This window comes from Rhabdobacter roseus (assembly GCF_014202275.1).
In the GTDB taxonomy this organism is placed as follows: domain Bacteria; phylum Bacteroidota; class Bacteroidia; order Cytophagales; family Spirosomataceae; genus Rhabdobacter; species Rhabdobacter roseus.
The window spans coordinates 537,895-560,506 of record NZ_JACHGF010000003.1; the positions used below are offsets into that span (position 1 = coordinate 537,895).

Below are 22,612 nucleotides of genomic sequence, written 5' to 3' on the forward strand. Positions count from 1 at the left end.
TGGTTGCATCTTTTATAGCCGGGTGATTGCGCAGGAAGTCGATTAAGCCATTATTTGACTAAATCCCACCAGAAAAAATGAAAGTACTTATCTCCACACTACTCCTACTATTAACGGGCTGCATCAAAGTTGGCCCTGTGAACATCGACACCAGCATGATCCTGCTCGTTAGGGATTCGAGCGGCACCGATTTGCTTCATCCGACCACGGGGAGATTTAGTGCCTCGGGAATCAATCTGTACTACCTCAAAGAGGGGGAAAAACAACAGGTATACTTCCCCCACTTGAATGCTCCCAAGGGCTTTCGTATTGAGGAGAATGAGCTAAAAAAAAACGAGTATATGCTCGTGCTATTCCCCTACGACGACCTCCCGCTCAGTACGACCATAATCCAGTGGGGCCAAGCCGACTTCGATACCATCACCTGTGAGATTACTCATGAGGGAAGCTCCCGCTACTGCACCAAAATCTGGTACAACCAGGAACTGAAATGGGACTTTAAAATCGCCTCGGCTAACTACAACCCCAATAACGGCCGGGGCAGCCGATGGTTTGAGGTAGTGAAGTAGGTACTTCTTTAAAAACTACCTCAACGTAGATGGTGTGATTCCGCTGGAATCAGATTTAGATTGTGACTAAATTCTATACACGTGGGATTCCTCCGGAATCCTAAAGGTACCTAGACAAGGTACTTTAACTTACTTCAAATCCATATTGCTCAGATCCGGCAGTGGGCTTACCGACGTCCAGCCACCATCAACGACCAGGCTTTGGCCGGTGATGTGCCCCGCCTGCGGCGAAAGCAGAAACAGCGCCGCGTGGGCAATGTCGGCGGGCGTGGCGGGCCGTCCCAGCGGCGTAATGCCCGACCAGGTTTTCTCGTAGGTAGGATCTTCCTGCTGGGTACGTTCGGTGAGGGTAGCCCCGGGAGCCACGGCGTTGATCGTGATGCCGTGCGGTGATAGCTCAATGACGAGGTTCTTGGCTAGCATCTCCAGGCCCGCTTTGGTGGTGGCGTAGGCCGCCAGGTACTGGTGTGCTTGGTGCCCCACCACCGACGACATCAGCAAAATACGTCCGCCGCGTCCCTGCGCGCGCATCTGCTTCGCCGCCGCTTGTACCAGCAGAAAAGTACCTACGATATTGACCTCCAGCACCCGGCGCAGGTCTTGGCCCGGATACTCGAAAAAATCACCAAAGAGCGTAATGCCCGCGTTGGCCACGGCCATAGTCACCTGTCCGTAGGTACCTACGGCGGTTTGTACGAGCAGCTCAATGGTACTTTCCTGGGCCGAGTCGCCGGGTACGGCCACGCAGGTACCTCCCAGCGCCCGGATCTCCGCGGCGGCTCTTTCCACCAGGGCGGCGTCCAGGTCATTCAATACCACCGAAGTACCCCTAGCAGCCAGCTGGCGGGCTATTTCGTAGCCAATGCCCTGCCCCGCGCCCGTCACGATCGCGACCTGATCTTTTAATAAATGCGTATCCATGCGTTGCTAAGCAAGAACGTAGTCGCCGGGAGGGGGTACTTTGAGTGAAGTACTTTCCCAACGACTACGCTTTTATCATTGATAAATAAAGTACCTTAATGGGAATCCCGCGTGACGACGTCGCCCGAGCCCCCGATTAGGAAATCCATGTCGGCCCCTTCGTGCGACTGCGTGACGTGCTTGATGTACAGATTGACGTAGCCCCGGTCGTAGCCCAAATCCAGCGGCTGCCAGTTGGCGCGGCGGCGGGCCAGCTCCTCGTCGGATACGTCCAGGTGCAGGCGGCGGTTCTCCACGTCGAGCTCGATCATGTCGCCGTCCTGCACCAGCGCGAAGGTACCTCCCACGGCGGCCTCCGGCGATACGTGCAGTACCACCGTGCCGAAGCCCGTACCGCTCATGCGGCCGTCGGAGATGCGTACCATGTCCATCACGCCTTTTTCCAGCAATCGCTTCGGAATCGACATGTTGCCTACTTCGGGCATACCAGGGTACCCTTTGGGCCCCACGTTTTTCAGCACTAGCACTGAGTTCTCATCCATTTCCAGGTTGGGGTCGTCGAGGCGGGCCTTGTAGTGGTCGATGTCCTCAAAAACGATAGCCGGGCCGCGGTGCTGCATGAGCTCGGGCTTGAGCGAAGCAGAGGGCTTCAGGACCGCGCCGTTTTCGGCCAGGTTGCCTTTCACCACCACCAGCCCTGTGAGCTCCTTCACGGGTTTTTCCAGCGAACCGATCACTTCCGGGTCAAAGCACTCGGCCGTGGCGCAGTTTTCGGCCACGGTTTTGCCGTTCACCGTGATGATGTCTCCGTGAATCCGGGAAAGCATTTCTTTGATCACCACCGGCAGGCCCCCCGCATAGTAGAAGTCTTCCATAAAGTACCCTCCGGAGGGCTGCAGGTTGACGAGCAGGGGTACTTGCGCCGACAGCCGATCAAAGTCGTCCAGGTTGAGCTCTACCCCAATGCGGCCGGCAATGGCCAGCAGGTGAATCACGAAGTTGGTAGAGCCGCCGATGGCGGCGTTGAGCATGATGGCGTTTTCGAAAGCCTGGCGGGTAAGTACCTGCGAGAGGCGCAGGTCTTCTTTCACCATGTCCACGATCCGGCGGCCCGACAAGTGCGCAATGACCTTGCGGCGCGAGTCCGCTGCCGGAATGGCCGCGTTTTCGGGCAGCGTCAGGCCCAGCGCCTCCACCATACAGGCCATGGTAGAAGCGGTACCCATCACGGCGCAGTGGCCGCTGCTGCGGCACATGCAGGCTTCGGCGGTGGTGAGTTCATCCTGCGAAATCTGCCCCTGCCGGTAGGCTTCGCTAAACCGCCACACGTCGCTGGTACCGATGGTTTTTCCGCGGTACCTGCCCGTGAGCATGGGCCCGCCGGATACCACAATGGTGGGGATGTCCACGCTGCTGGCGCCCATCACCAGCGAGGGGGTTGTTTTGTCGCAGCCGCAAAGCAGCACCACCCCGTCGATGGGGTTGGCCCGGATGGATTCCTCCACGTCCATGCTCGCCAGGTTGCGGTAGAGCATGGCGGTGGGCTTGATGAGCGTTTCGCCCAGCGACATCACCGGAAACTCCAGCGGAAAGCCCCCGGCTTCCCACACGCCCCGCTTCACCGATTCGGCCAGTTCACGAAAGTGCCCGTTGCAAGGCGTGAGCTCCGAAAAGGTGTTACAAATCCCGATCACGGGCCGACCTTCAAATTCGTCGGCCGGAAAACCCTGGTTTTTCATCCAGGCCCGGTAAATAAAACCGTCTTTACCCGATTTGCCGAACCAGCCCCGGCTACGTAGTTCTTTTTTGTCCATTCTGTTTGTTTCTAACTAAGGATCTGCTGATTTTACGCAGCAAATCTGGATTTTTACTAAAAAAAGATGTGTAGGTTTGGTAGTATTATTTATCTACCTTTTGGTTACTACCAGCAACCGAAGGGTAAAACTACAAGGTAAAGTATTTAATCCGCCGCTTTTAACATAGTCGGGCTATAATTCGTTATTATTTCTGTATGCACCAGTCGAATCCTACAATGAAAATTATTTTACAACTCAGCTACCTGCTTGCTTTTCTTTGTATGCTTCCTTTTTCGCGGCTTGCCGCCCAGCCCGCTACCGACGCTTTTCTCGAGAAATTATTACAACACAATCCGGATCGTTTTGGCGCTCTTCTCAAAAATCCTACGCAGTACGATATCCAGATCCTCTACACCAAAATTGATCGTAACCGCAAAAACGAACCCCGCTTTACGACCTACCGCTACCGGGTCGACGCCAACCGGTACTTTTATCCGGCCAGTACCATCAAACTACCCGCCGTGCTGCTGGCTTTAGAAAAGCTCAACAAGCTAGGCATCGACAAGTACACGCCCATGCTTACCGACGCCGCCCGGCCCGAGCAAACGGCCGTGCGCATGGATACTACCTCGCCCGACGGCCTGCCTTCGGTGGCCCATTACGCCAAAAAAATACTCCTCGCCAGCGACAACGATGCCTTCAACCGCCTGTACGAATTCATTGGCCAGGAGGCCTTTAACGACAGCATGCAGGCCAAGGGCTACCTCAACACCCGCGCCCTGCACCGCCTGGAGCTGGCGATGTCGGCCGAGAACAACCGCTACACCAATCCGGTCCGGTTTCTGGGAGAAGAGCAGCCGGTCTATGAGCAGCCGATGGCCTACTCCGAAAAAAACTACGCCCCCGCGGAGCCCATTCTGCGCGGCAAAGGGTACCTGAAAAACGGGGTGCTGGTCCATGAACCCTTTGATTTTACCCAAAAAAACGCCTTTGCCCTGGAAGATCAGCACGAGCTGCTGAAGGCGATCTTCTTTCCGGAACATATAGCTCCGCAAAAGCGCTTTCAGCTCACCCCCGACGACTACACCTTTCTGTATAGGTACATGTCGCAGCTGCCGATGGAAACCGAGTACCCCGAGCACTACTCCGACGACTACCACGACAGCTACTGCAAGTTTTTGATCTTTGGCAACACCAAGAAACGAATGCCCCGCCACATCCGGCTTTTTAACAAAGTAGGTGACGCCTACGGGTACCTGCTCGACAACGCCTACATCGTGGATTTTGAGAAAGGCATCGAGTTTCTGCTATCGGCGGTCATTTATTGCAACGAAGATCAAATCCTGAACGACAACAAGTACGATTACGATACCGTGGGATTTCCGTTCATGGAGAGTCTGGGCAAAACCATCTTCGACTACGAGCTCCAGCGCAAACGCCGCGACCGCCCCGACCTCAGCCGCTACGAGGTAGAATACGACAAGTAGCCCCAAGGCACCTTCCGTCTCTCCTCTTCTTGCTGGATTGATTGTTTTCAGTGTTTATAAAAAAATGTAGGTAGCATAAATGCAACATTGTTGCATTTATGCTACCTTTGCAACGTACCTCGCCAGGTACCTCATTCGGGTACTTCTTTTGGATTATAAAATAGACACGACCACGATGGCTCATCAACAAGACTTTGAAGTGATTATTGTAGGCGGTAGCTACGCCGGGCTGGCGGCCGCCATGACGCTGGGGCGCTCGCTGCGCAAGGTACTGGTCCTAGACAGCCAACTACCCTGCAACCGCCAAACACCCCACTCGCACAACTTCCTGACCCACGACGGCGAAGTACCCGCCGCCATCACGGCCCGGGCTACCGAGCAGGTACTTCGCTACGACAGCGTCCAGCTCCGCTACGACAAGGCCATTGAGGCGGGCAAAGAGGGGGAAGATTTTTGGGTCAGAACGGAGTCAGGGGGTACTTTCCGGGCACCGAAAGTACTCTTTACCACGGGCGTCTGGGATCAGATGCCCGCCATCGAGGGCTTCAGCGACTGCTGGGGGATTTCGGTGCTGCACTGCCCCTACTGCCACGGCTACGAAGTAAGCCACGAGGCGCTGGGGGTACTTGCCAACGGCGAAAAGGCCTTTGACTACGTTCGGCTGATTCACCACTGGTCGCATAACCTGGCGCTGTTTACTAACGGCCCGTCGCAGCTCACCGCCGACCAAACCCAACACCTGGATTCGCTCGGGATCGACATCGTGCAGCCGGAAGTCACGTCCGTCGTCCACGAAAATGGGTACCTCAGCAAGGTACTTTTGAGCGATGGAAGCAGCCGCGCCCTCCGGGCACTCTACGCCCATGTACCCTTCGTGCAGCACTGCGACCTGCCCGCGCAGCTGGGTTGCCAGCTCACCGAGCAAGGGTACATCCAGATCGACGATTTTCACACTACCACGGTGCCCGGCGTGTACGCCGCCGGGGATAACACCACGCCCATGCGGGCCGTTTGGGCGGCCGTAGCGGCCGGACACAAAGTGGGGGTTTTTATCAATACCGAGTTGATCAAAACCGGGCTATCGGAACACGCGTAGGGGTACTTTGTGGCTAAAAAAAACTACTTTCCGGATGTACCCATGCATCCGGAAAGTAGTTCATCAGCGTGTTATTTTTGCTAATGCATACTCCACGGCCGGCTATTTCTGGAGGGTCTCAAAGTCTTCCACAGATCCAGATCCGTTTAGCACCGAAAGCTTTTTTCTCGTCGAACTATTTTTAGTCTCTATGACCAAAACGTACTCGCCATCCTGAATTTTTATTTTCAAAAACCTTTCATTGCCGTACTTTACAAAACAGGGCAATGGATCATTCACCAGCTGGTATTCTTTCAATAGATATACTTTCACCAGCCGGGAATCCAGAGCACTATCACTTGGCACATCAAGGCTAATGTTGATCTCGGACCTGTTTTTATCCGAAAGAATGATTTCTTCCGTTTTAGTATTATTGATCAGATACAGGTCGTTTGCAAACGGCGCGGGTCTTTTGGGCGTTACGAGTAGTACTTCCGAAGAATCTTGCTGGTTACCTACCCTATAACCAAAATACCGCTCCTGATTAATGGTGAGTGGGTTTATGCCGGAAATAGTACGAAAGTAGGACGCCATCCATTTCTTTCCTTCACTTGAAGTTTCGTTGATATGAGAATGCCCCGCAAGCACTAGTACTTTGGCCGTTGGGTCTTTTTTTATTGTGCTGGTATAAATGGCACTCGCCTGCTTTTGTTCTCTATTGCCGCTATGCGTATCATAGCTGACTAAGGTATAACCGAGGTTCAGGGCTAAGCGTATGAGATTGGCCATGTGGTACTCCCGCGTATAAAAGCCCGAGCCTGCCGTCGGGAATCCTCTTTTAGTTAGCTTTTTATCCCTTTCGCCGATGGCCTCGAGCGCCAGGTATTGGTAGCCCTGTTGCCTCAGTTCAGGTAAAAGGAGCGAAACGAGCTGACGATGAGCCGGGAAAAAATGGGATTCGTTCAGCATGGCCACTTTTTGCTTTCCTAGTAGGGACAGCAGCGTGTCCATACCAGCCACAGAATGAAAAAGCGCATTCGGAATGACGTTCGAGCTGGCAGTACTATCATTTGCCCTTTTTGAAAGCATGTTTTGAACCAGCTTGCTATCACCTAAAAAGGAATAGTAGGTAGCCAAGGTTTGGAAATAAACATCTTGGTAATCCGCATCTTGTACATAGGATTCTTCCAGCTTGAGCAAAGTATCGATCGGCGCTAGATAATTACCCATTGCTTTTTCGTTAAATACTCTTTCTGCTACTTCAAATGGATTTTTGAGGGAATACTCCACGTAGTTTTGGGCGGACTTACTTATCGTGGACATTTCCTCGATAAGTAGGTCGGATTGCACGTTTATATCGGCCACATCGCCTGCATTTTCCCGAAGATCACTCCAGGCTATTAAACCAATGGCGTGGGATGGCCTTAGTATGATAAACTCTTCCAGGGAATAGGTACCTTTCTTTCTGGATTCTCCTTTTAATACCTGCTCATGGAGGCTAGAAAAACCATGCTTGATATACAATGCTTTATCACTTGTAGGCAGCAGGTACCCTACGCAATGGATAAAGGGTGATATGGTGGTTTTGGCATAAAATAGTTTTGTACTTCGGCTGGGCCAAAAAGTAGACTGCTTGTACTCTTTAAAACGAGGGGATAGTCTTGAAGAAAAAGTATAATCACCGAAGAACGCCATGCTGGTATTGATAGCCGCATTTGAATAGTGATTCATGTACCCCTGGTGAATTTTATTAGCTTTTTGAATACTGCGGCTGTATCTACACGAGGTAAAGACTTGGGAGCTAAGGCCCCAGATTAAAAATACCCCTGCGATTCGCGCTAATTTCATAGGTAACAGACTGGGATTGGCTTTACAAAATGCAGGCGCAATATAACTAATATTTTAGTTTTTCTTATAGCAAGCGCATTCCATGACTTTCGGGACTTGCCCCGAGCAACCAGAAAAAAGGAGTCGGGTCGGCGGGCTTAGATATCCAGGGACAAGAAAGCACCTCTGGGAAGCTGCATGGGAAGTACTATGACTCTTATTTATAAAAAAAGTCCCCCATTCCGAGTCGAAATGGGGGACTTTAAGTACGGCTAAAGTACCTTAACAAAGTACCTGCTTAGGATATTTTCATGGGAGTGCGCGACGACCACTGGCGCGGAGCCCACCGGCAAAAGTACAGATTGAGGCCGTGCCCAAGTACCAGCAGGCCGGAACCCAGGTACCCCAGCCAGGCAAAAACGCGGCCATGCTCTTCCAGAACCAGGGAGACCGAAAAAAGGAGGTAAGCCGCCCAAAGTACATTCTTGAGCCATTTGGCCTCGTGCGAGCGCGTGGCGTAGTATACGGCCAGGCCGTTGACCAGAATAAAAAGATAATCGAGCGGGATGCTGCCTACGTGGGCTTCGTGCTCCACGAGCAGTGAAGAGCCAACGGCCAGGGCGGGCGTGACCAGGCAGTGCACCAAGCAAAGTACTGACCCTACTATACCCAGGTAATCGGCGCGTCTATGGGGATGATGTGTAATCATAAGCTACTAACGGAATGATTCGGCAAAGGTACTAGGAAACTATATGATCTGCAACACTGTTGCATGGTAAATGATTCAAACCCTTGGCTACTCTTTATATTTTTTAAAGTAAAAATAGTAGCTTTACCTGGCAAAAGGCTCGATCCTGAACAACATGGAACAATTCGTAGCAGATACCTTAAAAGATCATAATCTTCGTACCACTACCTGCCGCACGGAGGTACTGGGTACTTTTCTGAACAAAGAGGTGGCGCTTTCGCACGGTGATCTGGAAGGAGCGCTGGGCGATCAGTTCGACCGGGTGACGATTTACCGTACGCTCAAAACTTTTTTGGAGAAAGGCATTATCCACAAAGTACTGGACGACGAAGGCGTTCGCTACGCACTTTGCAAAGATCGCTGCACGGAGCACGATCACCACCACGATCATATTCACTTCAAATGCACCAACTGCGGGCAGACCAACTGCCTGGAGAACGTGCACATTCCGGCCGTACAACTACCCGACGGCTACCGCGCCAACGAGCTGAACCTGCTGATTCAGGGGCGCTGCCCGGAGTGCGTGGCCTAAGCCAAAAAGAAAGCCCGATCACGGCCAAAGTACCTGCCGGATCGGGCTTTTTTATAACTCTGAGTGGCTACTGCACCGTGAGGTTAAAAGTCAGGTTGACGTCGTCGCTTCCGGGGCCGGGCGTACCATCTTTCACCGCTACGCCACCAACCGGGGCCTGGTGCCGAAGCTGTACTTTAAAGGTACCCGTGCCGGCGTTTCCGGTCCGGGTGGTGCCGGTTAAGCCCACGGGCAATCCCCGGGCATCCTGGTCTCCGTAGGTATAGGTGAGCAGACCCGTGGGGCTCGTAGTGAACACAAACAAGTGCTCTTCCTTCTTTTCTTCAATTTCTTGGGTAATTTCCTCGATGGGCGTTTTGCTTTCGTCCAGCAGCTCAATCTCCAGGGTGTAGGTGGTGTTGGCCTTCAGCGTGATGGCATCAAACTGCGTGGGCGGGTTCCCACCTTCTCCGTCCGGATCGCGCCAGGCAAAGCTAACGGGCGTAGTAGTACCCTGCTGCGTAAAATGCAGCCGTACCGTCGTAATGAGCTCATTGGGATCTTCCGGCTCGGGGTTATCGGCGTTTTTACATTGGCTAAAAAGTACCGTAGCACCCAGCATAAGTACCCAGCTCAGTTTTTGGTTCATCTTCATGGTTTCTCCGTTTATTGAATTGGTTATATAGTTATTTAGTCACTCTTTTTCAGGCCCCAAATTTCCACTTCACCCGCAGCGAAATGTTTCGCCCGATCTCATCGGCGTAGTACCGGAACCGATTGAGGTAGTCGCGGTAGACCGTGTCAAAAACGTTGTGGACCGTCAAGCCCACTTCCAGGTCGTTTTTTTCTCCCATGGGCAAAGTACCTCCCAGCTGCACGTTCCAGAGGGCATAGGCCGGGGGCGGCGGGGCAAAGTCGCTGTTGACAGGTACCCGGCGCTGCTCGCCTACCCACAGGTTTCCTACGGACACAAACAGCTGCTGCCAGCCACCCGCCTGGGGTACTTCGTAGCGGAGCTGATTCTCCCAGCGGTTGGAGGGGATCTGCACCAGGTAGGCGTTGTTGCGTTCGTCATAGACGCGCAGGTAAGACAGCTTACTGATCCAGGCTAGGCGCGCGGTAGGTTTCCAGTTCAGGGAAGCATCCACACCCCGAAAGCTGGCGTCGGTTTGGGTATATTGGAAAAAAGGAAAGGCTCCGCGCACGGTCAGGATGGGCTCCGGCTGGGGCTTGAGGTAAATGTACCGGCGGAGGTAGTTGTAGTACGCTCCCAGTTCTACCGTCAGGCTGGGGCGGCTGTACTGAATACTCCCAATGCTGTTGAACGCCTGCTCGGGGCGCAGGGAGGCATCTCCCCGCTCGTAGGCGGCCGCGCCGTGATGCACCCCGTCGCTGAAGAGCTCACTCACGTTGGGCGCGCGCCAGGCGGTACCCAGGTTGAGCCGCAGCGACAGGTGATCGCCGAGCGCCCGCCCGGCCCCCAAGGTACCTGACGCATTGCGGAAAGCAAATACGTCCGTGATTTTTTGACGGTTGACCACGCGGTAGGTAGTTAGGTGGCGGTAGTCGTAGCGCAGGCCTGCTTCCAGCTCCCAGCCGTTGTGTACCAGCCGCTCGATGGCAAATACCCCCAGGCTCCATTGGTCAAAATTGGGAATCAGCGGACGGCCCTGCATGAGGTTATACTGGTACAAATTACTGATCCCGATCTGACCGGAAAACTTCTGCGCCAAGGGCTTATGGTCCCAGAGAAACTCGTTGGTAAAGGTAGTAAGCCGAAAGGAAAGCTCGGGGCGGTTGAGGGCCGCCAGGGAGTCGTTGCGCGGGCGGTGCAGGTCGTACTCGCCCCGCTGGTTGTACTGCCAGGAAGATACCCACTGCAGCCGGTTGCCGTCGGGAAAATGGTAGTGCGCTTCCATCTTGCCCAGGTTGTGGGATACATCCTGAAACGGCCGGTTAATTTCATAGCTGAAACCCGACTTAATCAGCGGCTCGCCCTGCTCGATGACGTTCAGCAGGTCCGTGACACTCCCAATGTGTGAGCCTGAAAAAACGCCCAGCTGGGTGTCAAAGCGACTGTAGAACAGATCGACGCCAAAGCCCTGGTGACGATAGCCTGCCGCCAGCGAAAAGTTTTTTTCCTGAATGCCCGTGTTATCCAGGTAGTAGTTGGGCGTACGCACATTCCCCCCTCGCTTCAAAGTACCCTGCGCCCGCCAGCCCACGCCAGCCCACCCCTTAACACCGCCCTGTAAGGTACCTGAAGTAATACCCTGACGGCCGTTGGAAAATCCAACCAGGTTGAGCTCCCCGCTCAGTGGCTTGTCGATGGGAAGCTCCTCGGGCTCAACCAGAATGACGCCCCCCACGGCATCGGAGCCGTAGCGCACTCCGGCCGCTCCTTTTACCACGCTGAGCCGGGTAGCCACGAAGGGGTCAATTTCGGGGGCATGTTCTGAGCCCCACTGCTGTCCCTCCTGCCGCACGCCGTTGTTCATGATGAGCACCCGGTTGCTGTGGAGTCCGTGGATAACCGGCTTGGCGATGGAAGCCCCCGTTTGTAGCGTCGTGACGCCCGTGAGGCCTTTCAGGCTTTCGGCCAGGGACTGTCCGCGCGTTTGGGCCAGGTCACTCCCGGAAAGTACCTCCACCGGCATCAGCAAGGGAGCGTCCGTACGGTGAGCGGTGATTTCAATGTCTTTTAAGTGAATTTCTTCTTCGGCCAGGGAAAAATTCTCCTCGTGCCCCGCACTAAGGTCAATATCTTCCCGAATGGACTGGTACCCCACAATGCGGCACTCCAGCTGGTAGTGCCCCGGGCAAAGCCCCGAAAGCTCATAGCGGCCTTTTTCGTCGGAAGTGACGGCTTTGTTTTGCCCTACTACCAGCACCAGAGCCCCGGGAATGGGCTGCGCCGTGTGCTGGTCGCGAACGACTCCTTTCACAAAGCAGTCGCAGGAAGGTACCTGCGCCCGGACGGCCAAAGTACCTAGTAAAAAGAGCAAACAAATTTGGATAACACGCATACAAAAAGCCCCAGTGACACCAAAAGAACAAGTACTTTTTGTCACATAGTTGCAAAAATACGTTTTATGCAACGCCGTTGCAAACGGTAGCGGCAACTTTTTTCTTCCTGAACACGAAATGATACTACCTTTGTCGCCGGTTTCTATCCGTGTTAGCGCCGAGCATGTCTTACCTCCTCTTGATTAAAATTCTTCTGATGCCGCCCCTGATTGCGGGCGTGACGCTGGCGGTGCGTCGCTGGGGAGCGGGCATTGGTGGCTGGGTGGGCGGCTTTCCGTGGGTAGCGGGGCCCATTTCCTTTTTTATGGCGCTGGAGCAAGGTACTTCTTTTGCCGCCTCGACCATCCCTTCGGCGCTGATGGGCTCCATCGGTACGGTATGTTTTGCTTTTGTGTACGCGTCGCTGGCCAGCCGCATGTCCTGGTTGCCTACGGTACTTCTCAGCTATCTGGCCTATTTTGCCGTCGCTCTGCTATCGCTCCATCACACACCGGCGCTTCCGCTGGCGCTGCTTCTCAACCTGGGGGTACTTTCGGCCTCGCTCTATTTTTTTCCCAGGCCGGACTACATTCCCCCCATCATCAAGCAGCCGCGTTTTGACATTCCTCTCCGGATGGCCGTAGCCACTGGCTTTGTGTTGGTGCTCACGCAGGCGGCGGAGCGGCTAGGACCGGCCTGGAGCGGCTTGCTGACCCCCTTTCCCATCATGACCTCCACGCTGGCGGTATTTACCCACGCCCAGCAGGGTGCCGGGGCCTCCGCCCGCATTTTGTACGGGCTCATGCTGGCGGGCTACGGTTTTGTGGCTTTTTTGGTGGGGGTGTTCTGGCTGGTACCTGGTATGCCCGTGGGCTGGGCCTACGGTTTGCTTACGGTAGGTACCATGCTGCTCAACGGCCTGACGCTACGGCTCCTGCGCTAGGCTACTTTCACCAGGGCTTTGATGACCCCCTGGGCCGGGTCCAGCAGCGAAGGAAAGGTACATGGCAATGTATCGAAATCCAGCTGGTGGGTGATCCAGGGCGTAGTGTCCATGCGCCCGTTTTCGATGTAATTGATGATGGTCCGGAAGGTATGCGTGGTAGCGTTGCGGCTGGCCAGCAGGGTGAGCTCTTTGCGGTGAAAGGACGGATCATGAAAGCTAACCTCGCCCTGAAAAAGCCCCACGTAAACGAGCTTCCCACCCTGGGCGCAGTAGTCGAAGGCTTTCATCATGGAGGCCGGGTTGCCCGTAGCGTCAAAAACTACCGTGGGTAAGTACCCCTCGAGCTGGTCCTGTAGGCGGGTGGTCAGGGTTTCGTCGGCCACAAGTACCTCATGTACCCCCATTCTCTCCTGGCAGAATCGCAGCCGATCGGCATTTTGGTCCGTCACCAGCAGGCGCGCGCCGCTGATCTTGACAAATTCAATCACCGACAACCCAATGGGCCCCGCCCCAATCACCAGCACGATGTCCTCGTAGCTCACGGCCGCCCGCTCCACGGCGTGCCCCCCAATGGCGAGCGTTTCCACCAGCGCCAGCTGCTCCTCCTTGAGGCGGTTGGAAGGGTGCAGCTTACCCGTGGGTAGTTTGAGATACTCGGTCAGACCGCCGTCGGTATGTACGCCAAGTACCTGGAGTTTTTCGCAGCAGTTGGTGAGGCCGCGGCGACACGCCTGGCACTGGCCGCAGTCCAGGTAGGGCTCCACGGCGCAGCGGTCGCCCACTTTCAGGCCGTACGAATCTCCCTTGATCTCGACCACCTCCACGGCCAGCTCGTGGCCCAGCACGCGGGGGTAGTTAAAGAAGGGCTGCCGACCCCGAAAAGCGTGCAGATCGGTACCGCACACGCCTACTTTTTTTATTTTGACCAGCGCCTCGCCCTCGGTCAGGTCAAGCGCAAAAGGTGTGTCTATGAATTCGAACCGTCCGGGTTCGCGCAGGGAAAGCGTTTTCAAAAGGATTAAAGCTTGGGTGAAAAATCACCTCAATATACGAATTTTAAAAAACAGCGGCGAACCCGAACGGAATATTCTGCCTTTACTCGACCGTTACGGACTTAGCCAGGTTGCGGGGCTGGTCTACGTTGCGGCCACGCAACACGGCTATGTAGTACGAGAGCAGCTGTAAGGGAATCACCGACAGCAGTGGCGTAAGGACATCGTGCGTGTTGGGTATTTCAATCACAAAATCCACCATGCCAGGAATCAACGCATCGCCTTCGGTGACGATCGCAATCACCCGCCCCTTGCGGGCTTTTACCTCCATGATGTTGGAAACAATTTTATCGTAGGAGTTGTCTTTGGTGGCCAGAAACACTACGGGCATGTCTTCGTCGATCAGGGCAATGGGGCCGTGCTTCATCTCGGCGGCGGGGTACCCTTCGGCGTGGATGTAGGAAATCTCCTTCAGCTTAAGCGCGCCCTCCAGGGCTACGGGGAAGTTGAGTCCCCGCCCCAGGTAGATGAAGTTGCGGGAGTAGGTAAAGATCGAGGCGATTTCCCGGATTGGCGCGGCTTTGGCAAGTACCCTTTCCACCTTGCTGGGGATGGTCTCCAGCTCGATGAGCAGCTGCCGGTAGAGCTCTTCCGACAAAGTACCCCGCCGCCAGGCCACCGCGATGGCCATCAGCGTGAGCACCGTGACCTGTGCCGTGAAGGCTTTGGTGCTGGCTACGCCAATCTCCGGCCCGGCGTGGGTATAGGCTCCCGCGTGCGTAGCCCGCGCAATGGACGAGCCCACCACGTTACAAATCCCAAAGATGGTAGCGCCCTTGGACTTGGCCAGCTCAATGGCCGCCAGGGTATCGGCGGTCTCGCCCGACTGCGAGATGGCGATCACCAGGTCGTTTTCGTTGATGACCGGATTGCGGTACCGAAACTCCGAAGCGTACTCTACTTCCACGTTAATCCGGGCCAGCTCTTCAAACAGGTACTCGGCCACCAGCCCGGCGTGCCAGGAGGTACCGCAGGCCACCACCACGATGCGGTTGGCGCTAGCCAGCTTGTCGAGGTAGTTGCGCAGGCCCCCCAGCTGCAGGTGCGCTTCGTCGGCTTTCAGTCGTCCCCTCATGCTGTCGGCGATGGAGCGGGGCTGCTCAAAGATTTCTTTCAGCATGAAGTGCTCGTAGCCGCCTTTCTCAATGGCTTCCAGCTCCATCTCCAGGGTATGGATGTAAGGTACCTTCTGGACGCTATCCAGGTTTTTGATGCTGAGCTCGTTATTTTTCACCACGGCCATTTCGTAGTCATCCAGGTAGACCACGTCTTTGGTATATTCAATAATGGGCGACGCATCGGACGCAAAAAAGTACTCATCTTCTCCGATCCCTATCACCAGCGGGCTCCCCTTGCGGGCGGCAATGAGCTGCCGGGGCTCCTCTTTGGAAAGTACCACGATGGCGTACGCTCCTACTACCTCCTGCAACGCCAGCCGTACGGCCTCTTCCAGGGTCTGCCCCGTTTCTTGCTGAATATCCTCGATGAAATGGATCAGCACCTCCGAGTCGGTGTCGCTCCGGAACACGTGGCCTTTTTGCTGGAGCTGCTTTTTGATGGAAGCGTAGTTTTCAATGATGCCATTGTGGATGATCGCCAGGGACCGATCGTTGGAATAGTGCGGGTGCGCATTGACGTCGTTGGGCTCGCCGTGGGTAGCCCAGCGCGTATGCCCAATCCCAATGGTTGCGGTTAGCTTCCGGCCTCCTACTTCACTTTCCAGGTCAGAGACTTTGCCTTTCTTCTTGTAAATGTTCAATCCGTCGCCGTTTAGCAAAGCGACTCCCGCGCTGTCGTAGCCCCGGTATTCGAGCCTTTTTAGGCCTTTAATCAGTAATGGATAGGCCTCTTGATGACCTATGTACGCAACGATTCCACACATAGACTTATTAATTAATTTTAATAACTAGCCTTTGTTAAGTACAAATAAAGCCAATTGATTTATCTATGCAAAACCGTATAAAAAAAACCGGCAGGAAGCGCTTCCTGCCGGTTTTTGCACGGGTACGTAATATCCTAGTTCTGGGCCACGGTATAAAAAACGATCAGCTTCACGTCTTCCGGCTGGGTACCTATGGCCAGACGGCTCACGTTGTTGTTCATTTGAGATTCGAAACGGGTACCGTCGGCACCCAGATTACCCGTATATACGGGTGTTACTAAGAAACTATTACGTTTTTTGTAACCCGTCAGGATGGCCTGTAGCTGCGTGGTAATAGAAAAATTGTAGTTCTGGAAGCGGGTAGAGTATGTAGCTACCTGCGGGGCGGGGGTCTCGCTGTAACCCGCTTCATCGGTATTGACGATGAGCTCGTAGCCCAGGCTACTTTTATACTGGCGGTTGGTCGAGTCTGTCTCCAGCAGCACCAGGTTGAGGGGTAATCCCAATCCTGGCTTCACCAGACTTTGGTCGGGCTTGATTCTGATTTCGGCGCGATTAATAGCCGCAGCTCCGTTTCGGCGTAGCGTGTGCAGGTACGGAATCTCGATTTTTGTTCGAATACCCAGGGCGTCGTGGACGTAAGTAAGGCCGTTGGTCATGGCCGCCGGAATAGGAGTCAGCGGACGAATGCCTTCCAGCGGGGTACCCGTGCGGTCAGCCGTAACGCGATTGAACGCCGCCCGATCGGTCCGGGGAGGTGACTGGTTAGTTGCTTCGTAGTTGTAATTCGTCAAGATGAAAAACGACCGGGCTGTGGTATCCGTGGAGGAGTTATGGTAGTAGAGCGTTACCCAAACCGAAGCCCCCTGAAACCCTACCACGGCCGTATTGGAGGCATCCGGAATGAAGGCCAGCCCTTTTAGTGCATTTTGCAGGGTTTCGGTAGTTTGGTTGGAGGTCGTTGCCAGGAGCGTCATCAGCTCCGTGCCCAGCGTATTGGGTAGCTTCACCCGTAAGATATTATTGCTAACGGGCCTTGCATTGAAACTAGTGGTAGCGAGGGGGGTACTTTCGTAACCTACCGAGCTGTTATTGTAGTAGCTGGTGGTGCGCGAAAGTACCTCCGTAAGCCGATGCACGGCCATTTTTTGAGCAGGCAACGTATCGCCGTAGGTATACGAATACCCCATGCGCAGCACCAGGGAGTCATACACGGCCCCGGCCTGGATTTCCTGGGCACCTACCAGCCGGACGGACGTAAAGCTGGAAGCAGTTACTTTCCCTAAGACGGGGTCCTGGTACTTCCCCATCAAAAATACGTCGGGATTGCCGGTATGCACCGAGTCGGCCAGAACGGTAGAAGTACGGATGGTAAGCGTATCGGTATAGAAGGTACCTACGGGAGTAAGCGGAACAACGCCAATATCTTGGGGAGGGTCACAGGCCGCGAGCAGGGCGGCCAATACGACCGCCCCGACGGCAGTATATTTACTAATTAACCAGATCGGTGTACAGATTGTAGTACGCTTCCGAGAAATTTTCGTCTTCTTCAGCAAGTTCAACGCGTTTGGGAGAGTCATTAAAAATTTGATTTAAGCTATCGCTGCATTTCTCGTCCGCCTTCACCACCGCATCGGCATAGGCACATCCTAGTTTTACAAATCCTTCAAAATCCGCCGTGCGTAGGTGCGCCAGTGCCTCGTCACTAACGTCCATGGCCTTGGCTTTATTCAGCAGATCGGTGTCAAATTTATAACTGAATGCGTTATTATACACAGTAAATACGCTTTTTGTGTCTTTAAACATGGGATCATTCCGATAAGTAGTCTTGAGATACATCGGAATGAGCGAGGTCATCCAGTCGTTACAGTGCACTATATCAGGGGCCCAGCCTAATTTTTTAACCGTTTCCAGCACCCCTTTACAGAAGAAGATGGCGCGCTCGTCATTGTCGTCGTAAAAGTTATTTTGCTTATCAAAAAAAACGGATTTGCGGTGAAAATAGTCTTCGTTATCTATGAAATAAACCTGGAGCTTGGCATTAGGGATGGAAGCGACTTTGATGATCAATGGTTTTTCTTCCTCGCCTACGGTAATATTGATTCCGGAAAGGCGTACAACTTCATGGAGACGGTTTTTGCGTTCGTTAATGAGGCCAAAACGGGGTACCAGGATTCTGATTTCGGCACCGCGCTCTTGCATGGCCTGGGGGAGTCTTCTTACGTAATCGGCAACATCAGTAGTTTGGAGGAAGGGATTGATTTCACTAGCTACATACAGAATGCGTAGTTTGTCCATAAAAATAAAGGCTGTTTGTGACAAAAAAAGATTTGCAAAATTATACAAAAAAAAACCGATATTCAATGATATATCCGAACATATTGTAATATTGCACGCAGTTTGGCCCATTCTATGCTTTCTAATTTCACTTGCTGCTGTTTTGTTGCCAAAACAAGTTCTATTTTCTGTACATCGGTCCGTCGTGGCCATTCTCCACAAGTACCTTCTGAACCTATCTGGTAGTTTATGCAGCTTTTCAAGGTTTCATCAGACCTGCGCGTTTATTTAGCGGCAGCGCGTCGTGAAAGAAAAACGATTGGTTTTGTGCCCACGATGGGGGCTTTGCACGAGGGGCACCTTTCCCTGATTGAAGCCTCCCGGCGCGCCAATGACCTGACGGTCTGTAGCATTTTTGTGAATCCCATTCAGTTTAACAACCCGGAAGATCTCGAAAAGTACCCCCGCACGCTCGACAACGACCGGGCGCTGCTGGAAGCGGCGGGCTGTGATGTGGTGTTTGCTCCCTCCGCAGCCGAGATGTACCCCACTCCTCCGGTACTTAGCCTGGGCTTTGGTGCCCTCGAAACGGTGATGGAAGGTACCTTTCGCCCCGGCCATTTCAACGGCGTGGGCCTGGTGGTGGCGCGCCTGTTTCACCTCGTACAGCCCGACCGCGCCTACTTTGGACAAAAAGACCTGCAGCAGGTAGCCGTCGTGAGGCGTCTGGTGCAGGACCTGGCCTTCCCGATTGAGGTCGTTAGCTGCCCCACCCTACGCGAAGCAGACGGACTGGCGATGTCTTCCCGTAACCGTCGCCTGAGCCCGGAGCAACGCGGGCAGGCTTCTCTTCTTTCCGAGGTACTTCAACAGGCCAAAAACAGCTTTTTGAACGGCCACTCGGTGGAGGATGTTAAAGCGCACCTACGCAACCGCCTGGCGGCTTTTCCCAATTTCAACTTGGAATACTTCGAAATAGTGCACGCTCAAACCCTCCAACCCGTAACGGAGGAACAGGAGCCAGGTGCTACGGCGCTTTGTGTGGCCGCTTACCTGGGACCTGTGCGCCTGATCGACAATCTGGTGTTTTAGGTACCTGAAGTACCTGGTGTAAAGTACCTTTATTTTAAAACAAAACATCCCGACCAAAGGACGGGATGTTTGCAACACTATACACACACTAAAACCTTTATATAATCAATTCTGATTAAATCTAAATCAAGATACTCTTTGAGAGTAGTTCCCCGAAAACATTTTCTCCGAGGATCTTCTTCGGGTTTTTCACCACCGGCGCCATCAGGTAGGCCTTCAGGTCGGCCGTAATTTCGTAGGTCTGGTAGCCTGCGCGGTCAAACAACAAATAGTTATCTTCCAGCTCAAAAATCCGGTACCGGTTTCGGTTGAAATGGAACGTATGGTTCACCGATCTCGCGTAAGAACTGATTTTCCGGACGTTTTCCTGAGGTAGTACCAGCGAATTATGAATGTAATTCCAGCCTTCCCACTGATCCGGATACCGGGCTATGTACTTCTCAAACGATTGGTATACAGCCCTAATCGAACGTTTTGAAAAGGCCTCCCTCGTCTCGTTGGGTTTTGCCTCAATCGGCTTTCCAACGTGCAGTACGTTTTGAAGGTTTTCCTTACGGTACTGCACGATGGGCAGGATAGGCACCCCTGAGAGGTAGCTTACATACGGAATCCCTTTACGCACTTCAATTTGCTGGCCTAGAAAATCGATACTTTCACAATTTTCTTCTCCGGAGCCCGTGCTGGCATCCAGGTACACCAATAATGATCGTCCTTCTTTTAACTCGCGCAAGATTTTCATCAAAACCCTGGGATCCTGCGCGTTCAGGATGTTTACGGTACTGGGCGTCCCAAATCGTTGGTGCATGCCCTCGCAATAATTCTGAAACTCTTCTTTCTGATGCTCATAAACTCCTTGCCGCACCAGGGTAGAAAAATGATACCCTTTTCGTATCAACAAGTTGGCTATCAGCCTATAAGAACCTAAATGAAACGTACAAAAGATGAACGGTTTTTTAGCTTCGCCATCTATGAACGACATATTTCCTTCAAATGCTGACACATCACTGAGAGACATGATCTGTCGATCAAACGTCTCGAGGGCCAGATTTCGTTGTAGATTGACATACAGCGACTCATGCCTCGCCTCCGGTATTTTGGGCAAAAAATTAGTCAAGTTAGCTGAAAACAAGCCTAGCTTAACGCAGTACCCTTCTTCGCGGCTAAGATCAAGGCGATCAAACGCCTCCACGTAATCGCGTACTGTATAGCGGTATTGGTTGAATGCCTCTGTCATGATCGTGAGTGCTTCGCCCTAGGCTATGGTCAACTTTTTGCTAAATGGCAGCTCAATCTGGATACCGTAGCAAGAATTCATAGGATTAAAATCATCCTTTCCTTTGCTTGCTGCTAATAGGATGGTTTCTCCCTTAGCCTTGATCTTGTTGTTCTGGATGTAATTGGTCAGCGAACCTTTGGCTTTGATGTCGAACGTTTTCATGTTTTTTTGACTTTTTGAGTGAATGAACAGTTTTCTCAAAAGCCATGCATACCTGCAAATGAACTAGTGGCAGAAATCATGCACAACTTTCATTTGCAAAGGTAGTTCGACGGGCTACGCTGGGTAATCGGCGTTTTTTTCTATATTCAGCTCATTTAGTAGTCATTTTTTACTAGTTTTATCCGTATTTTCGTATTTCAATTGCTAAAAGTCCGTATTCAGGAGCATTATCAAGCTTGGTAACCCTGTCCCCGTTAAGCCATGAGAGAGCTAGTCCTACAACGATCTTTCCTGAAAAAGCCATTTAATGGGGTCATTGCCTTGTTTATTATCGTGGCGCTGTTTGAAATGATCATTTGGGCGGTAAATCCTTCCGGCCGAACTATATTTTATAGAGGATTTTTTCCTTATTTAGTAAATTGGTTTCTGGGTGTATATGCCCCTGAGATCATTACCTTATATATTCTATTTCTCCTCATTAATGTCTATCATCGTATTTTTAAAATAAAGAAGGTGCGTCTTAACATCAAGCATCTACTTCTTTATGAATTTTCTTTTCTACCTCTCTTCCTAATATCCTACTATATTTTTATTCCTATCACGCTCCATGCTCGATTTCTGCTTAGACAATTTCCAAACTACCAGCTGGATATTTATGAGCGAGATTATCTACCTTATCTCTATAAAATCGATGCTTACTTTGTTTACCTCCCTTTTGTAGTGATTTTGGGGTACTTATTGTTGAACATTTCGCTGGTTATCGATTTTGTTCAGAGCTCCAGGGTACATCAGGAAAAGCTGGAAGAACTGAACGCCGAGATTTCAAATATAAGTGCCCCGGCCTCATCGGATAGTTATTTAAAGGTCATTGAAGCAAGAGGGCCAAACGGCGAAACACTGCTTAATGTCGATGAATGTTACCTTTTTGAGACTACGGGGCACGATCATAACGTTGAGCATGCAAATGGACGTTTCAGAGTATCAAAACCCTTGACGGTATTGGAAAACGAATTGGATCCTAAGATCTTCTTCCGGGGCAATCGAAACTACATTATCAATCTTAACTACCTGGACAGCTACGCTTATTGGGAAAAAGGGAAGTACATTCTGTATAGCGATGTCTTACCCGATAAAGAACTCCTGATGCCCAGGGCGCGTATGCAGAGCTTTAAAGCGGCCCTCACAACCAACCGGGCGCTTGCTCCCAGCTTATCCCTTACTGAGGGGCTTTCAAGAAGCGTTTGATGAGCAAGCTCTGCCTTAGCAACATCCTTCCACTATCGAGGCAAAATTTCTGCGTGACGTTCTGTTTATGGGTCGCCAGGGTTCGGTAGCTTATATTCATTTTTTCGGCTATTTCCTGGCCCGGTAGTCCCTGGGTCATGTAATAGAGTACCTGACGCTCGCGCTTGGTCAGAGACTTGAGCATTTGCAGCGTCTCTGAGTCGGCTTCGGTAATACCCAGCTCTTGAATCAGCCCTTTGAAGCAAGAGCTATAATAGGTACGCTCCCGGCTCATGGACTGTAGGCACAGGTACAATTCATCGAGCTCATCTTCGGAGTGTAGGTAGGCGCTAAAATCCGCTTCCAGTACATTGGCAATGTCGCCGGCATTTTGGGAGTTCACATAAAGCACCACTTTGGGCCGCTTCTTCATTTCGTTCAGGCTATCCACCAGCTGTTTCGCTTCTTTTCCTATAAGCCCTACTTCGGTGATCACACACTCCGGCTTCTTGGTTTGGATTTTACTGATGAGTTCATCCAGTTTGGATGCGCGCCCTACTACATCAAATCCTTCTCGCTTCAACAAACTACCCAGCACTTCACACGTAAAAGGTTCGGCCTTGGCCACCAGTACTGTGGTGTCCAATTTTCGCAATGACCAGGCATCGGTCGAATCTTTTTTCATAATTTCGTTTAGCAGTTACATTTTTTGAACCCGTGACGAAATTATGACTTGAAACAGTATAATAATAACCCACATT

At 52.5% G+C, this 22,612-nt stretch carries 20 protein-coding genes and 1 pseudogene; 7 read left to right on the plus strand and 14 right to left on the minus strand.

Annotated features, from left to right (window positions below):
* Positions 1-77 precede the first annotated feature (77 nt).
* On the plus strand, positions 78-569 hold the full coding sequence (locus HNQ92_RS12055; RefSeq protein ID WP_184174271.1) for a hypothetical protein: 492 nt from the start codon (positions 78-80) through the stop codon (positions 567-569).
* A gap of 129 nt (positions 570-698) precedes the next feature.
* On the opposite strand, the gene HNQ92_RS12060 is transcribed toward HNQ92_RS12055, so the two are convergent.
* Together HNQ92_RS12060 and HNQ92_RS12065 are read right to left on the minus strand one after the other, a co-directional pair.
* Entirely contained in the window at positions 699-1,490 is a 792-nt protein-coding gene (locus HNQ92_RS12060) for an SDR family NAD(P)-dependent oxidoreductase (RefSeq protein WP_184174272.1), read from the minus strand.
* A 95-nt stretch (positions 1,491-1,585) separates the two neighbouring features.
* Positions 1,586-3,304, minus strand: coding sequence for an IlvD/Edd family dehydratase (locus tag HNQ92_RS12065; protein ID WP_184174273.1), 1,719 nt, complete (start codon positions 3,302-3,304; stop codon positions 1,586-1,588).
* Positions 3,305-3,522: 218 nt separating this feature from the next.
* On the opposite strand from HNQ92_RS12065, the gene HNQ92_RS12070 reads away from it, so the two are divergent.
* Both HNQ92_RS12070 and HNQ92_RS12075 read left to right on the plus strand, forming a co-directional pair.
* Positions 3,523-4,773, plus strand: a complete 1,251-nt coding sequence (locus HNQ92_RS12070) for a serine hydrolase (RefSeq protein ID WP_184174274.1) — start codon at positions 3,523-3,525, stop codon at positions 4,771-4,773.
* Positions 4,774-4,852: 79 nt separating this feature from the next.
* Positions 4,853-5,869 (plus strand): NAD(P)/FAD-dependent oxidoreductase, encoded by a 1,017-nt coding sequence (locus HNQ92_RS12075; RefSeq protein WP_246439995.1) that lies wholly within the window; start codon positions 4,853-4,855, stop codon positions 5,867-5,869.
* 102 nt (positions 5,870-5,971) lie between these two features.
* Here the strand turns inward: HNQ92_RS12075 and HNQ92_RS12080 are convergent, their stop codons facing one another.
* Both HNQ92_RS12080 and HNQ92_RS12085 read right to left on the minus strand, forming a co-directional pair.
* The gene (locus HNQ92_RS12080; protein WP_184174275.1) at positions 5,972-7,696 is read right to left on the minus strand and encodes a hypothetical protein; all 1,725 of its coding nucleotides are present in this window, start codon (positions 7,694-7,696) and stop codon (positions 5,972-5,974) included.
* A gap of 277 nt (positions 7,697-7,973) precedes the next feature.
* Positions 7,974-8,384, minus strand: a complete 411-nt coding sequence (locus tag HNQ92_RS12085; protein WP_184174276.1) for a MerC domain-containing protein — start codon at positions 8,382-8,384, stop codon at positions 7,974-7,976.
* 154 nt (positions 8,385-8,538) lie between these two features.
* On the opposite strand from HNQ92_RS12085, the gene HNQ92_RS12090 reads away from it, so the two are divergent.
* Positions 8,539-8,955, plus strand: coding sequence for a Fur family transcriptional regulator (locus HNQ92_RS12090; protein ID WP_184174277.1), 417 nt, complete (start codon positions 8,539-8,541; stop codon positions 8,953-8,955).
* A gap of 67 nt (positions 8,956-9,022) precedes the next feature.
* Here the strand turns inward: HNQ92_RS12090 and HNQ92_RS12095 are convergent, their stop codons facing one another.
* The 3 genes and pseudogenes from HNQ92_RS12095 to HNQ92_RS29165 all read right to left on the minus strand — a co-directional run.
* Complete coding sequence (locus HNQ92_RS12095; RefSeq protein ID WP_184174278.1) at positions 9,023-9,589, minus strand: hypothetical protein; 567 nt, start codon at positions 9,587-9,589, stop codon at positions 9,023-9,025.
* Between the two features lie 49 nt (positions 9,590-9,638).
* A complete protein-coding gene (locus HNQ92_RS12100) occupies positions 9,639-11,960 on the minus strand; it encodes a TonB-dependent receptor (RefSeq protein WP_184174279.1) in 2,322 nt (773 codons plus the stop codon).
* A gap of 64 nt (positions 11,961-12,024) precedes the next feature.
* Positions 12,025-12,078, minus strand: a pseudogene (locus HNQ92_RS29165) (putative cross-wall-targeting lipoprotein signal domain-containing protein); the annotation flags it as partial.
* A 61-nt stretch (positions 12,079-12,139) separates the two neighbouring features.
* Between HNQ92_RS29165 and HNQ92_RS12110 the strand changes: the two are divergent.
* Positions 12,140-12,883 (plus strand): hypothetical protein, encoded by a 744-nt coding sequence (locus HNQ92_RS12110; protein ID WP_246439997.1) that lies wholly within the window; start codon positions 12,140-12,142, stop codon positions 12,881-12,883.
* Here HNQ92_RS12110 and HNQ92_RS12115 read toward each other — a convergent pair.
* From HNQ92_RS12115 to HNQ92_RS12130, 4 genes are all read right to left on the minus strand, one after another.
* Complete coding sequence (locus tag HNQ92_RS12115) at positions 12,880-13,899, minus strand: zinc-binding alcohol dehydrogenase family protein (RefSeq protein WP_184174281.1); 1,020 nt, start codon at positions 13,897-13,899, stop codon at positions 12,880-12,882. The genes HNQ92_RS12110 and HNQ92_RS12115 overlap by 4 nt on opposite strands.
* Before the next feature lie 82 nt (positions 13,900-13,981).
* Complete coding sequence (gene glmS / locus HNQ92_RS12120; protein WP_184174282.1) at positions 13,982-15,820, minus strand: glutamine--fructose-6-phosphate transaminase (isomerizing); 1,839 nt, start codon at positions 15,818-15,820, stop codon at positions 13,982-13,984.
* A 134-nt stretch (positions 15,821-15,954) separates the two neighbouring features.
* Positions 15,955-17,283: a DUF4270 family protein gene (locus HNQ92_RS12125; RefSeq protein ID WP_184174283.1), complete on the minus strand. Its 1,329-nt coding sequence runs from the start codon at positions 17,281-17,283 to the stop codon at positions 15,955-15,957.
* A 28-nt stretch (positions 17,284-17,311) separates the two neighbouring features.
* Positions 17,312-18,118 (minus strand): glycogen/starch synthase, encoded by an 807-nt coding sequence (locus HNQ92_RS12130; protein WP_184174284.1) that lies wholly within the window; start codon positions 18,116-18,118, stop codon positions 17,312-17,314.
* A 228-nt stretch (positions 18,119-18,346) separates the two neighbouring features.
* On the opposite strand from HNQ92_RS12130, the gene panC reads away from it, so the two are divergent.
* Positions 18,347-19,189: a pantoate--beta-alanine ligase gene (gene panC / locus HNQ92_RS12135; protein WP_184174285.1), complete on the plus strand. Its 843-nt coding sequence runs from the start codon at positions 18,347-18,349 to the stop codon at positions 19,187-19,189.
* Between the two features lie 121 nt (positions 19,190-19,310).
* On the opposite strand, the gene HNQ92_RS12140 is transcribed toward panC, so the two are convergent.
* Together HNQ92_RS12140 and HNQ92_RS12145 are read right to left on the minus strand one after the other, a co-directional pair.
* Positions 19,311-20,423 carry an LpxL/LpxP family acyltransferase gene (locus HNQ92_RS12140; protein ID WP_184174286.1) on the minus strand — a complete coding sequence of 371 codons (1,113 nt, stop codon included), beginning with the start codon at positions 20,421-20,423 and terminating at the stop codon, positions 19,311-19,313.
* 18 nt (positions 20,424-20,441) lie between these two features.
* Positions 20,442-20,627, minus strand: a complete 186-nt coding sequence (locus HNQ92_RS12145; RefSeq protein ID WP_184174287.1) for a hypothetical protein — start codon at positions 20,625-20,627, stop codon at positions 20,442-20,444.
* Between the two features lie 261 nt (positions 20,628-20,888).
* Here HNQ92_RS12145 and HNQ92_RS12150 point away from each other — a divergent pair, with 261 nt between their 5' ends.
* On the plus strand, positions 20,889-21,872 hold the full coding sequence (locus HNQ92_RS12150; protein WP_184174288.1) for a LytR/AlgR family response regulator transcription factor: 984 nt from the start codon (positions 20,889-20,891) through the stop codon (positions 21,870-21,872).
* On the opposite strand, the gene HNQ92_RS12155 is transcribed toward HNQ92_RS12150, so the two are convergent.
* Positions 21,844-22,536, minus strand: coding sequence for a response regulator transcription factor (locus HNQ92_RS12155; RefSeq protein ID WP_184174289.1), 693 nt, complete (start codon positions 22,534-22,536; stop codon positions 21,844-21,846). The two genes, HNQ92_RS12150 and HNQ92_RS12155, sit on opposite strands and share 29 nt — an antisense overlap.
* Positions 22,537-22,612 lie beyond the last annotated feature (76 nt).